Source organism: Acaryochloris sp. CCMEE 5410, from assembly GCF_000238775.2.
Taxonomy (GTDB): Bacteria; Cyanobacteriota; Cyanobacteriia; order Thermosynechococcales; family Thermosynechococcaceae; genus Acaryochloris.
Genome location: NZ_AFEJ02000001.1, coordinates 2038648 through 2053938 on the forward strand (window position 1 = coordinate 2038648; position 15291 = coordinate 2053938).

Consider the following 15291-nt stretch of genomic DNA (forward strand, 5'->3'; position numbering starts at 1 on the left):
TTTTTCTTAGTTTTCTACTAGTCCGTCTCGCATAGACATCATGAGTCTCATGAAAACACTGTTTAATGATCCTAAATGTAGAAGCATACTCAGTCTCTATTGAACTCTTTGAAGACATTTTTAGCTTTATCCTCAATGCTCATGGAGCAAGAAATAATTCAAACAAGCTGCATTTTAACAAAAACCTGATTTTTAAAATTACTATAAGAAGCCATAATTGTAATTTTTTCAATCTCCCTGCACAAAGCACTCAGGACAGGGCATGATTGATATACGTATCAATTAAGTTGTTCCTTTAGATTTATGGTTGCGTCTCTTAGCGGTGCTCAAATCCGGCAAACCTTTCTCGACTTCTATGCCGCCAAAGGCCACAAAATCCTGCCTAGCGCTTCCCTGGTGCCCGAAGATCCGACTGTTCTGCTGACGATTGCAGGGATGTTGCCCTTCAAGCCCATCTTTTTAGGCCAACGAGAAGCCGAAGTGCCCAGAGCTACCACCTCCCAGAAATGCATTCGCACCAACGATATCGAGAACGTGGGACAAACCGCTCGACATCACACCTATTTTGAAATGTTGGGCAACTTCAGCTTTGGAGACTACTTCAAAGAACAGGCCATCGCTTGGGCCTGGGAACTCTCCACAGAAGTCTATAAGCTCCCTCCCGATCGCATAGTGCCTAGCGTGTTTGAAGAAGATGACGAAGCCTTTGCCATTTGGCGGGACAAAATTGGCATTCCCGAACATCGAATTCAGCGGATGGGAGCCGAGGATAACTTTTGGGCTTCAGGACCGACTGGCCCCTGTGGACCTTGTTCCGAGCTGTACTACGACTTCCATCCGGAGAAAGGGGACGACAAGATTGATTTAGAAGATGACACCCGGTTTATTGAGTACTACAACCTGGTGTTTATGGAGTATAACCAGGATAGTGAAGGCAATCTTACTCCGCTCAAGAACAAAAATATTGATACGGGCTTGGGACTGGAGCGGATGGCCCAGATCCTGCAGGGTGTATCCAATAACTATGAAACAGATTTGATCTTTCCGATTATTGAAACCGCTGCCAAAATTGCAGGTATTAAATATAAGAAGAGCAAAGCGAAGACCAAAACGTCTCTAAAAGTGGTGGGCGATCATGTACGGTCAGTGGTCCAGATGATTGCCGATGGGATTACTGCCTCTAATGTGGGTCGTGGTTATGTGCTCCGACGACTTATTCGCCGAGTGGTCCGCCATGGTCAACTGATTGGCATTGACGGGGCCTTTATTACCCAAGTGGCGGAAACCGCTATCGCGTCTCTGGAAGTTGCTTATCCTGAGGTGCGAGAGCGGGAAAAAATCGTCAAAACAGAATTGGAGCGGGAAGAAGCGCAATTCCTTAAAACCCTGAATCGGGGTGAAAAGCTGCTGGGCGAAATCATGGCGAAAAAGCCCAAGCAAATTTCCGGAAAAGATGCTTTTGACCTGTATGACACCTATGGTTTCCCCCTAGAGTTGACCCAAGAAATTGCTGCAGAGCAAGGGCTAACGGTCGATGAAGGCGGCTTTGCTAAGGCCATGAAAGAACAGCAAGATCGCGGTCGTAGTGCCCACAAGACCATTGACCTAACGGTACAAAGTGCATTGGAGCAATTAGCTGCCACCGTTCATCCCACAGATTTCCTGGGCTATACCGATTTCTCAGCAAAAGCTAAAGTGGCGGCTTTGCTGGTGAAGGGAGAAACCGTTGATCAAGCTTCGGCAGGTTCTGAGGTACAAATTGTCCTGGATCAGACCCCCTTTTATGCTGAATCTGGGGGACAAATTGGTGATCGCGGCTATCTCAATGGCAAGGATGTGGTGGTGCGGATCGAAGATGTGCAGAAAGAATCGGACATCTTTATTCACTATGGTCGGATTGAGCGGGGCACCCTGAAAAAAGGAGACAAGCTCACAGCCCAAATTGACTTGGCTTGTCGTCGTCAGGTACAAGCCCATCACACCGCCACCCACCTTCTGCAAGCTGCTTTGAAAAATATTGTCGATGAATCCATCGGCCAAGCCGGTTCCCTGGTGGCTTTTGACCGGCTAAGGTTTGACTTTAACTACAATCAGGCGGTCACCCCTGAACAAATCCAGGAAATCGAAACCCAAATTAATACCTGGATTGCTGAAGCCCACGGCACCGAAACGGAAGTGATGACGATTGCGGAGGCCAAGGCTAAAGGGGCAGTGGCTATGTTTGGCGAAAAATATGGATCGGAAGTCCGGGTGATGGACGTGCCGGGGGTTTCCATGGAACTCTGTGGCGGCACCCATGTAAAAAATACCTCTGAAATCGGTCTGTTCAAGATTGTGGCCGAAGCCGGGGTCGCTTCGGGTGTCCGTCGAATTGAGGCTATTGCTGGACCTGCTGTCCTAGAGTATCTGAATGTGCGGGATGCTGTGGTTCGGGATTTGAGCGATCGGTTTAAGGCCAAGCCGGAAGAACTGCCAGAACGAATCACGACTCTGCAAACAGATCTTAAGACGACTCAGAAACAGCTCGATGCTCTTAAAGCCCAGTTAGCCCTGGTCAAATCTGAACAGCTTCTGGATCAAGCTGAATCTGTCGGTTCAGTCAAAGTCCTAGTGTCTCAACTGGAAGGGGTTGATCCAGAGTCCCTGAAAACGGCTGCTGAACGATTATTGCAAAAACTAGGCGAAGGAGCGGTGGTTCTGGGGTCTGTGCCTGCGGAAGGCAAGGTGAGTCTGGTGGCGGCCTTTAGCCCGAAGGTGATCGAACAGGGTCTGCAGGCTGGGAAGTTTGTGGGTGCGATCGCAAAACAATGCGGTGGTGGCGGCGGTGGTCGTCCCAACTTAGCTCAAGCAGGCGGACGGGATCCAAGCAAATTAGCAGATGCTTTGGATGATGCTCAGAAGCAGCTTTTAGCTCAGTTGAAATAACAGGAAAACTGACCACCGAATCAGTTTGTTGCTTCAGGTGTCCTTTTCCCATGCCTACCTACGCATGGAGATGGTGCCTGAGATTGCTCCTGTTGACCATCTCTCAAAGCTCGTGTGCCGGAACAGAGAGAAGCTTTCAAATCAGTATTGCTCTGATTTGCAAACACCTGATAGCGCTCTCCCATTTGAAAATTAATACCGCAGGCTGCACTATTTGACGCACTCTCAACCGTCACTTGTTCAGATACAGCTCCCTTTTGGTCTGATTCCACTTCAAAAGTCCATTGCACCCAGGTACGACCGCCAAACGGCTGAATCTCAGCGGCCTTCATTTTCTGATCAATCACTCGCCCAGTAAACACGATATCCGCCCGTTCCATCTGCTCTTCTGGTGTACTTTGCATACAGCTACAGGCCCAAGCTGCTTGGGGTCGAAGGAATGGAATCAGGCCGATGGGGGTGAGTACACAGGCCAGCAGAGTTTTTCTAAACATGGGGTACGTCCTGGACTCTATCCGTAAGTAACCGGGAGGCTCGCCAGATCAATAGCAGAGGGTCCCTACCCTTTTTGACCAGAATGAACAACAGGTGTTCCATGGACACGCTTGAGAGACTGAGGAACTTGGATCCCTAAGACTATGGCTCGGCTCCCCATAAATAGGACTAGCGCTAACCAGAGCAGATGAACATTTTGCCAATACCAAGCCGCTATGGCTAAAGGAAGGAACCCAAACAATGTGGCGATTAATACGGAATGGCGAAGGTGTTGGCCCGCTGTTAAGCCTAGAAAATAACCATCTAACAAATATGCAATCGCACCGAACCCTAATATGGGCAGCAGCCAAACCACATACTGATTGACCTGAGCCAAAATCTCTGGATGATGGGTGAGCAGGCTAAATAACGGTTGTGGGAATAGATAGAACGCTAAAGCGAAACCTATCCCTAAGCCAACGCTGGTAAAACCTGATAAGGCCAGTAGCTGCCGCAGACGCTGAGGTTGATTTTGTTGGCTAAGAACCCCCGTTACACTTTCCATCGCAAACGCAATGCCATCGATAAAGTAGGACGCAAGGGTGACCACCTGTAACAGCAAGGTATTGGTTGATAAGACATCTGTACCTAGGTCAGAACTTAAGTTGGTAAATACAGCAAACGTAGAAATCAGGGCAAAGGTTCTTACCAAGATATCTCGATTGAAGGTTAATGTTTGCCGAAGAGCTGTTCCTTGAATCACCCGAGGCCAGACCGTTTGGAGTTGAGGCCAGGAGATATCTCTACCGATCAAGGCTGCTCCTACCCCCAGCATTAGATATTGGCTCAGGGCTGTAGCAGCACCGGCTCCGGTACTTTGCCATCCCCACTGAACAATAAAGAGGTAATTGAAGCCGACATTCGTAAAATTATTGACTCCAGACAGCAGCAAGACCTTTCGACTTTGGGCTCGCCCTAAATACCATCCCACCACGACAAAATTGAGCAATGTTGCGGGTGCTCCCCAAATCAGAGCGTCAAAGTAGGCCATACCAGCTGCTTTCACTTCTGGGATAGCGCTCAGCAAACTAAATCCCAATATTTTAATGGGCCATTGCAAGAGCAGAATGCCCAGTCCTAACCCTAATGCGACCGCCCCATTACGAAGGCCCACTAGCAGCATTGCGTCGGAGTCATTTCTTCCCAGGGCCTGGGCGGTCATACCCGTGGTTCCCATTCTTAGAAAGCCAAAGGTCCAATAGAGATAGTTAAACAGCACCGTGGCCAGGGCAACGCCAGCTAAATACCACAACTGATCGAGATGCCCCAAAAAAGCAACATCAAATAGTCCAGCTAGGGGCACCATTAAGTTGGACAGAACGTTGATGATGGCTAGCCGAAAGAAAGACTTGAGATCATGATTGATGGGAGTGGACGAGGCCATGGCAGGGGCGAAAGGTGCTGAATCAGCGGATGTTTTGACTCGCTGGTAAATCTGGCTGTGTAAACCACCAAGCCCATGCAATTAAGACCCCTTGGAGTGGAAGCCTTAACCAATAGGCCACCAAATTATGGGGAAGTCCATCGATGACAAGGTCGTTGACTGCCATATTGATATTGGCTGGAAATACGGCAATAAATAGAAGAATAAGCCCCCAAGCAGCGGCTCGACGGACTCGGGGAATGAGCAATCCGACCCCCCCTAGAATTTCAAAGAAACCGCTAATGTAAACTAGCTCCAAGGGATAAGGCAGGAAAGTGGGCATCATTTGGACAAAAGGATGGGGCGTCAGCCAATGAAAGGTACCCGCTGTCATCATTCCTAAGGCTAGAAACCATCGAGCTATTGTTTTGTTCATGCTATGGTTCAACTGAGATTTTAAGCTTGCTCTTCAACCGTATACCTATCTTTTCGGAGAAAGCACGTTTCCATGCCAACATCCTCGACATTTGTCAGTTCAGTATTGGAACGTCTCAACCATCTGGCCCCCGTTTCTGCTCGACCTATGTTTGGAGGACATGGTCTATACGTGGAAGGGGTGATGTTTGCCTTGATTGCAGATGAACGGATTTATCTCAAAGTGGATGGAGAAAATCAACCGTTTTTTGTTGAAGCAGGTAGCAGACCATTTATCTACGATTGTAAAGAGAAGTCTATGGTGATGTCCTACTATCTCTTGCCAATCGACATTTACGAGAATTTAGATGAACTGAAGGTGTGGTTGGATTCAGCCGTAGGAGCTGCTCGTCGCAATCAAGCTAAGAAGAAGCCTAAATCTAAATTGCCTCGGTAATGCTGTCAGGGTAACAGATCTAGTATTGATGGTGAGCTGCTTATTTTACCGCTGTATTGAACAGTGGCACTTGGCATCCTTGGAAAAGATGTATTATCTATAGCCCCACAATAGATGGGACTGAATTTTTTGTGACCTAGACGACAAACGATAAATATTGAGAAGGTTAGATAAGCTATTACTTCAGCCAATTAGAGATGAATGGTAGTCGGGCTAAATTGAAGAGTATGACGGGTTATCTCGAGAATGAATATTTTAAATTGTGGCCTAGATAACTGAAGGTTTTGGTGGGAATCAACGTGAGCTAATCTATGACGTTGTAATAAAAATACTTTGATTGCAGTATAACTTTTATTGTGAAGTTATACAAAACGATGACGTAAATTATACCGATACTTGCAGTTCTCAAACGCGATCTCAAACTAGGTATTGCCATACTAAGTGCGAGGAGAAAGCTTACCTCGTCCTGCTCTATATATCAGGAACCTATCGCCCTAGTCTTTCATTCTCTAGGTAGTCAACAATCTATCTTTAAAGCAAATGACTGACCAAGATTATAGAGAAAATAAGTCGTGACAATTTTGCAATTTTGTGGTTGCTCAATTAACGATAAATCACCACCAATCTTCTCGGAAAATTCATTCTTTCTATATAAAATAATCTAGTTTGGGGGATCTATATTAGGCCCATTAACTCATGAGTAAGCTCACTTTTCCTTGAAGTTTGGCAATAGAGCAGAGCATTCAAAAAGTCAGCTTTCTTCTTCTGAGTAAGACCCATGGAACTCTAAACGACAAGACACTATATGGCTGGCAATCACAACTCAAATCCCCTGTCCCAAAACCTTTTAGGTACTTCTTCTCAAGTTGATAGTAATGCAGGGGTAATCGGGCTTTCAGGTACAGGGACGCCTTCTACACCACAGTCCATCTCCACTTCCATCTCCCAACCTCAAACCCTGATGGCTAGTTCCGCTGCGTCTCCTAATGCGACAGCAACTGCCACTATGCCTCAAATGGCTATGGCCTCAGTGAATCATGGTTCCCAGCATTCAGGAATGACTATGGCCTCAGGATCTGGCCATGGTGCTCATCCCCATGATCCAGCTAAGCAGATGACTCATAGCGCTTTACTGGATTTGGTCCCGCATTCACAAGCCACCCATATTGCTGTCAAAAATGGATCTTGGTTTGATCCCACTACCTGGCAAGGTGGGAAAATTCCAACCGATGATGCCCATGTTTTGATTAAAGAAGGCATCTTAGTTACCTACGACAGTGTGAGTGATACTCGCTTAGAGACCTTACGGGTCGATGGTTCCTTGCAATTTGCCCATAACGTAGATACCAAGCTATTGGTGGATACCTTTGTGGTCGCACCCTCGGGTGAGCTGATGATTGGCTCAGAAAGCAATCCCGTTCAAGCCGGTGTTAAGACTCAAATTATCTTTACTGCAGATGGCGCTATTGATCAGTCATGGGATTCAACCTTACTCAGTCGAGGACTGATCAGCCATGGCAAAGCGAGGATCTATGGTGCTGAGAAGACCGACTTCCTGGCACTGCAGGGAGAAGCGAGTGCAGGCGATAATGTTCTGGTGCTCAAGAGTGTGCCGAAAGGCTGGCAGATTGGCGATCAGATTGTATTAGGGGGCACCAATTATCGTTACGGTCAATCGGATGCGGATAATTCTCGATTTCAGGATGAAGAGTTAACCATCACTCGTATCGATGGGAATCGAGTGTATTTCACCAATAACGACATCACGGTTGGCGACAATACTGTACTTCGGTTTGACCATCAGTTTCCTGATATTGCCGAACAGGGACAGCTCAAACTGTATGTGGCCAATACGACCCGGAACGTTACGTTCGAGACTGAGAATGCGGCTACCGTGCCTACTCAGCAGCGGGCTCACGTTATGTTTATGCATAATCCTGATGTTGTGGTAACCAATGCAGGTTTCTACAACTTAGGGCGTTCAGATAAAAGCAAAGTGGTTGATGATCCTGGGACTAACGTAGATGGTTCATCAGGTGGGGGAGGCAATCGTCGTGGACGATATGGCCTACATTTTCATCGCACAGGTGCAGATGATATCACTGGTATTCCGGCTATAGCTCGTGGCAATGCTGTCGTCGGGACTCCTGGCTGGGGAATTGTCCACCATGATAGTCATGCTGTACTGGAAGACAATGTAGTATTTGATGTCGTGGGTGCCGGTATAGTCGCCGAATCGGGTAATGAAATCGGAGCCTGGCGTAATAACCTCACCATTAAAACCACTGGAGCAGACTGGCGAACCCTGGGTCAAACCGTAAAAACGCGGGAGCGATTATTTGACTTTGGATTCAGAGGTGAAGGCTTTTGGGTGCAAGGTGCAGCTCAAGTGGCCATGACCGACAATATTGCGATTAGTGCCAATGATGCAGGGATTTCTATCTTTGGCGATACGTTGCGACCTGACCAGGATTTTCGAGATAAAGATACGATCGCAGTGGCTTTATTGCCGCCAGCGATTCGAGCGTTGGTTGCTCCATCAGGGCAAACTGAAGTTGATGTCACAGATATTCCTCTGCGGCAGCTGACCGGTTTCCAAAGCTACAATACCCGAGATGGCATTAACCTATGGGCCCATAAGACTAATTTTGATGGACAGCTTTCGTTAGATAGTCCTTCCCCGCGAACGGCTCATAATTTACGCTCCACCATTGATGACTTTAAAGTGTGGGGAGTTCGGGACACGGGGGTGAAAGTTCAGTACAGCTCCTACACGGATATTAAAAATGGCTTGATCATCGGTAATCCTGATCAACCCCGTGGTAGAGGGATTTTTGAGAACCATGCCTCGTTTAATATCAACTTTAATCAGCTGCGAGTCAAAGGGTTTAATGAGGGGTTCAAAATTGAATTTCCCAATCACCACCAAGACTTTATTGCGTCTTCCCTCAACAATAGCTATTTCAGTCAGAATAAATACAACATCTCAGCTATAGGTGGAGCACCCCTAGGTAATGGTACTCGCCCAGATGATTTTCCCAAAAATTTAAAAATCAACAACACTCGTTTTATTGGTGCAGGTAATAATGCTTTGCCTGTGGCTTTATTCAATAGCAAGACCATCGGTGGTTTAGCATTGGCGTTTGATGCTGGTCCATCCTACGATACTGATCCCCTCAAGCCAGACGGTCAAGGGTTAACTAGGGACTTGGCGAGTAATGCAATTGCAGCCTACGGTTGGGATTTCAATAATGATGGCAAAATCGATAAATTTGGGCGGCAAGTCAGCCATCAGTTTGGTCAAGCCGGTACTCAAGCCGTTACCCTGACGGTGTGGGATAACCAGGGGGCCACTCATACCCTTACGAAAACATTCAATGTTCAGAGGGCAAACTACCTCAACCCTTTTCAGAACAATGATTTTCGCTCAGGAACTGCATTTGGTGCTGCCTATCGAGGGAATAGTGCAGGTGCTGATTTAGGCTGGTTAGCCACTCCTGGCGTTCGACGAAATGCCTCAATCGGGAACGGTGCAGCGGTGCTATCGTCTCCCAATCACTACGGAACAGGCCTCGCTCAAGTCATGTATGACCAACGCATCCGCCGGGGGATACAAACGCTGGGGCTTAAGCTCAAAAATACTGAAGGAGGCGGGAAACTCAACAATGATATTGACATTACCCTATGGGGAGTTAATGGTCAGTTTGAAAATAGCCTTTATTTAACCTCTGGCCCACAACGAGCAGGGACGTTGCCCATGCAACGGGTGAAGCTGGCGGACGTTACCCTCGGTGGTACTAATTTTGATTGGCAATCGTTTCGCTGGAATGTTGATCTCAAGCAGGGATATGACTTTCTACTGTTTCAAGTGAATACCCGAGGAACGAAAGATCAGGGAGACTTTGTGGGGCTGGATGATGTGAGGTTGTTTGGCAACGGGATATCCACACCAACGCCTTCTCCCATTCCCAGTGGAGATAACCACTTTTTCCTTGATGGCACGGATGCCAATAACTGGATGCGAGGAAGCGATCGCAATCAGTATATGGAAGGACGGGGTGGGAATGACACGCTTCGAGGTGCAGGTGGCAACGACAGCCTTTATGGTGGCACCGGTAATGATCACTTGCATGGCGAGGTCGGTAACGATGATCTGTATGGGGGAGATGGCAACGACTTACTCGATGGTGGCACTGGCGATGACACGCTAAATAGCGGCAAAGATAATGACACCCTTGCAGGCCGGGATGGCAATGACAATCTCTTTGGTGATGTTGGTCTGGATGTTTTATATGGGGGTAACGGCGATGACACCCTCAATGGTGGGGCAGGCAATGACACCCTCTGGGGAGATGCGGGAAATGATAGATTGTATGGCTTGGAGGGGGATGACCGCCTAGCAGGATCCACTGGCAACGATAACCTCAATGGTGGCGAAGGTAACGATACCCTTAGAGGTGGTGAGGGTAACGATCGCCTCTATGGGGACGTTGGTCAGGATCGACTCTTGGGCGAGGCCGGCGACGATACCCTGAATGGTGCTGGAGGGGATGATACCCTTGTAGGGAGTAACGGTAACGACAATCTGTATGGAGATAGTGGTCAGGACCAGTTATTCGGGGGCGAGGGAAACGATACCCTCAACGGTAGTTCAGGCAATGATATGCTCCGTGGGGATGGAGGGAACGACTCCCTCTATGGCGGTGTTGATAATGATGCCCTTTACGGTGGTTCAGGCAATGACACCTTAAATGGAGGACTGGGGGCTGATAGGTTAGTGGGGGAATATGGCAATGATACGCTCTATGGTGGTCAGGGGAATGACACTTTAGACGGTAGCCAAGGTGAAGATAGCCTGTATGGATCTGAAGGGGATGACCTGATTCGAGGCGGAATGGGTCGAGACCAACTGTATGGCGAGGCTGGAAATGATGCCCTTTGGGGAGGTAATGGAGACGACTACCTAGGAGGGGGCCTCGGTAACGACAGCCACTGGGGGGAAGATGGCAATGATCAAATTTGGGCTGCGGCTGGCAACGATCTTATCTATGGTGGAAAGGGACAAGATACCCTGGGCGGTGGCGCAGGTAATGACTCTCTCTATGGTGGGGATGGTAATGATCTGCTCTCTTCCCAAGACGGGAATGACTGGCTAATGGGTGATGCTGGCAACGATACCCTCAGAGGTGAAGGGGGCAACGATACCCTGACTGGAGGCCAAGGTAATGATTCCGTTGAGGGGGGGCATGGCAATGACTTGCTAATGGGGGTTGATGCAACCCAGGCCCAAGCCGGTCGAGGTGAGCAAGACATCCTCACAGCCTGGACTGGTGTCAATACCTTTGTATTGGGAGATGCCAGTCAAGCATTCTACAATGATGGCCAAAATAATACATTAGGGGCTGGAGATTATGCCCTGGTCAAAGGATTCAAACAATCTCGTGGGGATAAAATTCAACTCCACGGACAAGCCACTGACTATCGGTTGGGGGCAGCTCCGGCGGGTATGCAATCAGGAACAGCCATTTTCTTAAATACTCCTGGAGCAACTAGTGAACTCGTTGCTATTGTGGCCTATACCAATAACTTGACCTTGAACAGCAGTGCCTTCAACTTTGTCTAAAGCTACGGACAGACTTTAAGTCTCCCTGAACAGTATCAAGAGGAAGGATAATTTTGGGGCAATGATTTGCTCTCAATAATGCCTTCCGCTTGGTTGACTAAGGAGCGCAACTCCGATACCGTTTTTGGATCCGCCTGCTGCCACAGCCCTCGCTGATGGGCTTCCAGCAGGCGTTCTGCCATATCCCGCAAAGCCCAGGGGTTCTTTTCTTGGATAAATTCTTGCACCTGGGGATTAAATAGGTAGGAAGTCGCTACCCCTTGATACATATGGTCGGCCACACAATGGGTGGTGGCATCGTAGGCAAACAGGTAATCCACCGTCGCCGTCATTTCGAATGCCCCCTTATAGCCGTGGCGCATCACCCCAGCAATCCACTTGGGATTCACCACCCGAGACCGATAGACCCGGGCAATCTCTTCTTGGAGTTTTCGCACTTTAGGATTGCTGGGAACCGCATGATCACCAAAGTAGAGTTCAGGATTTTGTCCCTGAACGGACCGTACGGCTGTCGCTAAGCCTCCTTGAAACTGATAGTAATCATCGGAATCCAGCAGATCATGTTCGCGATTGTCTTGGTTATGGAGGACGATCTGCATTTGACTGAGGCGTTGGCTAAAGGCTTCTGGGGCAAATTGCTCAGTAGCTTCGGCAGATGAATTGGCGGATTGAGCCGTATAGGCATAACTGCTCCAGTTCATATAGGCCCGAGCTAAGTCCTGATCGTCGGTCCAGTTTTGGGATTCAATCAGGCCCTGTAAACCTGCCCCATAGGCACCGGGTTTGGAGCCAAAGATGCGGTAGCGCGATCGCACGTCTGCTACTTCAGCACTCAACCCTTCCGCCAGCCAAAATTGCTGCTCTCGCTGAACTTGGGATATCAGGGGATTGAAATCATCGGGTTCATCCAAACTGGCCACTGCATTGACCGCCCGATCAAATAAATCAATCAAATTGGGAAAGGCATCCCGAAAAAAGCCTGAGATCCGTAAGGTGACATCCACACGAGGACGACCGAGAAGAGAAAGGGGCAGGATTTCAAAGTCAATGACCCGTCTTGATAGCCCTTCCCAAACGGGCTGTACTCCCAAAAGAGCGAGGGCTTGGGCCAAATCATCCCCACCCGTGCGCATGGTAGCGGTGCCCCACATGGATAGCCCCAGGGTGCGGGGATACTCACCGTGATCTTGGGTGTAGCGCTCCACTAAAACTTCAGCGGCTTTGCGGCCCACATCCCAAGCGCTTTCTGTGGGCAAAGCCCGAATATCCACAGAGTAAAAATTCCGCCCAGTGGGTAAAACGTCGGGTCGTCCTCGAGTCGGCGCACCGGAGGCTCCACTCGGTACGTACCGTCCGTCTAACCCTTGTAGAAGATGGGTAATTTCTTGATCGGTTTGGTAAAGCCGAGGCAGTAGACTGTCGCGAATCCACGTTAGTTCTGCTTTTAGGTCCTCAGGATACTGAGATAGGTCAACGGGATCCGAGGCGAGGAGCTGTTCGACTAATACTGCTGCTTCCGTTTCAAGAAGTGCGATCGCATCGCCAATAATATGTAGGGCATCTGATTTTTTACCCAAAATAGCCTTCTGCCTGGGCGTGAGAGGCTGGGCCGGATCGGCGGTCAAGGGATCCAAGTCTAACTGCCAAGCCTGGGCTAAGGTGCGGGTCAGGCCCTGATGATGAGGGCTAGGTTGACGGGCTAAGGACACCACTAAGTCCCGTAACTGAATCTGCTCTGGGCAAGCACCAAAAATATGGAGTCCATCGCGAATTTGAGCTTCTTTTAGCTCACAGAGATAACCATCGGCTTGGGTGAGTAGGGCCTCTAATCCGCTTGGATCACCTGGAGAGAGGGCGATGCCCAGATCTTGATCGAGCTGTTCGGATTGCACAAGAGCTAGAATGCGATCGCGAATTACAGGCAGCCGACTGGGATCTAAACTCTGGGCATCGTAATATTCATCAATTAAGGCTTCCAGCTTTTGTAGGGGGCCATAGAGTTCGGCACGGGTGAGGGGTGGCGTCAGGTGATCGAGGATGACTGCCTGGCCGCGACGTTTGGCCTGGGCCCCTTCCCCCGGATCATTAACGATAAAGGGATAGAGATGGGGCAAGGGACCAAGGGCAAGTTCGGGATAGCAGGTGTTGGACAAGGCAATGCTTTTACCCGGTAGCCATTCCAGGTTGCCGTGCTTGCCCACATGAATCACCGCATGGGTCTGGAATTGCTGTCGTAGCCAGATGTAGAAGGCTAAATAACCGTGGGTGGGTTCTAAGTCCGGGGCATGGTAGTTCAGGCTGGGGTCAATATCATAGCCTCGGGCAGGCTGAATGCCGATCAAGATATTGCCAAGCTGGATCCCTGCAATGGCAAAGTGGCCCTCTGGGGCGGATTGACTAGGGGGGCCCCAGCGAGCGCACATCTGCTCTTGCACCCCCAAGGGCAGTTGGGTAAATACGGCCTCATAATCCGCTAAAGAAAGTTGCTGATAGACCTTGCGCAAGGGCCAGCCTTCTGGATCATTGGTCACCCCAGTGGTGAGCCACTCAATCAGCTGATCGCCGTCGGTTGGCAATCCCTCTAAGGTATAACCAGCGGTCTGCATGGCTTGCAAAATGGCAATACAGCTGGCAGGGGTATCCAGTCCTACGCCATTGGCAAGGCGACCATCACGGGTGGGATAATTGGCCAAAATCAAGGCAATGCGTCGCTCAGATGGATGGCAGTGCCTTAATCTCACCCAGTTCGCTGCCAGCTCTGCCACAAACTGGATCCGATCTGCTACGGGCTGATAGCTGACCACATCGGTTTCGAGTTGAGCATTGTAGGTCTGAACCGCCTTAAACGAGACGGCCCGACTGATAATCCGACCATCCACTTCTGGTAGGGCAACATTCATGGCCATATCTCGAGGTGCTAAGCCTCGCAGTTGAGTTTGCCATCCCTCGACAGTACCTCCGCTACAAATCACCTGGAGAACCGGTACATCCAGCTGCTGCCATAGGTCCAAGTTCAGGGTTTCTGCGGCCAGTTTTGCCAGGGAGAAGCTAGTGGTATTGAGCAGAAGACTAATACTCGGCTGGTCAGATGGGTTGAGCAATGCCACTAGTTCCGCCTGCACCGCTGGATCCTGGAGGGATTGCACAAAAATGGGAACGGGGGTGAGAGGGTGCTGGGTTAAGGCTTGGGAGAGGGATGCGATCGCATCCACGTTACCCGCTAAATAATGGGCTCGATAAAAGAGCAAACCCACCCGAGGCGGAGATTCCAGACCGGGCTCGGGCACATGAATGGGGAACCGGCCAATACGGGGAACGGGTTGAGGAGGTAAGGGGTCCAATCTTGAGTCGAAATGATGACGGGCAATAAACTGTAATCCTTGTCCACAATTCTCAATTCCCCCTTCCGTAAAGTACTGCCAAAGCTGGTGTACAGCGGATAGCCCGACATTAGAATGGCTGATCAGATCCGGATCGGGGCGATCATCTCCTGGTAAAACATAGAGATAGGCCCCCGTCTGCGCAACCGTTTCTTTCACCCGCTCCAAACCATAAGACCAATACGCCCGCCCGCCCAACAGCCGGACAATGATCACCTTGGCCTGGCTCAAAACCGACTCCACATAGTGATCGATACTGAGCTGCTGTTGGAGCTGCAATAAGTTCGCAACTCGGATAGAAGGCGCTTGATCAGGCCGTCGAGCTTGCGCCTGGGCCAACACTTGAATATCCGTATCCGCTGCCGTCAGTACCACAATGGGCGCTGGAGTCTGCTCAACAAAAATCACTCCATCCGTTGAACCTGCCTCCCACCCCCCAGGCATAGCGGCCAGACGATGCATCAGCTTTCTCCTTCCATCAATGAACTGTGAATCTGATCCGTAAACATGATTACGAAGGACTCTACGCAAATATTGCGAATAATTGAAAGCCTTAAAGAAATCAGTTGAACTTCCCCAATCTAGGCTAGTTCAC

General features: G+C 49.4%; 7 protein-coding genes. 3 read left to right on the top strand and 4 right to left on the bottom strand.

Annotated elements, in window-relative coordinates; translation table 11 throughout:
- Positions 1-303 precede the first annotated feature (303 nt).
- Positions 304-2925, top strand: coding sequence for an alanine--tRNA ligase (gene alaS, locus ON05_RS09135; RefSeq protein WP_010475641.1), 2622 nt, complete (start codon positions 304-306; stop codon positions 2923-2925).
- A gap of 20 nt (positions 2926-2945) precedes the next feature.
- Here alaS and ON05_RS09140 read toward each other — a convergent pair whose 3' ends face one another.
- From ON05_RS09140 to ON05_RS09150, 3 genes are all read right to left on the bottom strand, one after another.
- Positions 2946-3419: a hypothetical protein gene (locus ON05_RS09140; RefSeq protein ID WP_010475643.1), complete on the bottom strand. Its 474-nt coding sequence runs from the start codon at positions 3417-3419 to the stop codon at positions 2946-2948.
- A gap of 65 nt (positions 3420-3484) precedes the next feature.
- Positions 3485-4843, bottom strand: coding sequence for a guanitoxin biosynthesis MATE family efflux transporter GntT (gene gntT, locus ON05_RS09145; RefSeq protein ID WP_010475646.1), 1359 nt, complete (start codon positions 4841-4843; stop codon positions 3485-3487).
- 22 nt (positions 4844-4865) lie between these two features.
- A complete protein-coding gene (locus tag ON05_RS09150; protein WP_010475648.1) occupies positions 4866-5258 on the bottom strand; it encodes a DoxX family protein in 393 nt (130 codons plus the stop codon).
- A gap of 72 nt (positions 5259-5330) precedes the next feature.
- Between ON05_RS09150 and ON05_RS09155 the strand changes: the two genes are divergently transcribed.
- Both ON05_RS09155 and ON05_RS38045 read left to right on the top strand, forming a co-directional pair.
- Positions 5331-5693, top strand: a complete 363-nt coding sequence (locus ON05_RS09155; protein WP_010475650.1) for a TfoX/Sxy family protein — start codon at positions 5331-5333, stop codon at positions 5691-5693.
- Between the two features lie 805 nt (positions 5694-6498).
- Positions 6499-11316, top strand: coding sequence for a G8 domain-containing protein (locus ON05_RS38045; RefSeq protein ID WP_010475652.1), 4818 nt, complete (start codon positions 6499-6501; stop codon positions 11314-11316).
- A gap of 35 nt (positions 11317-11351) precedes the next feature.
- Here ON05_RS38045 and cobN read toward each other — a convergent pair whose 3' ends face one another.
- The gene (gene cobN, locus ON05_RS09180) at positions 11352-15158 is read right to left on the bottom strand and encodes a cobaltochelatase subunit CobN (protein ID WP_010475655.1); all 3807 of its coding nucleotides are present in this window, start codon (positions 15156-15158) and stop codon (positions 11352-11354) included.
- Positions 15159-15291: the final 133 nt, after the last annotated feature.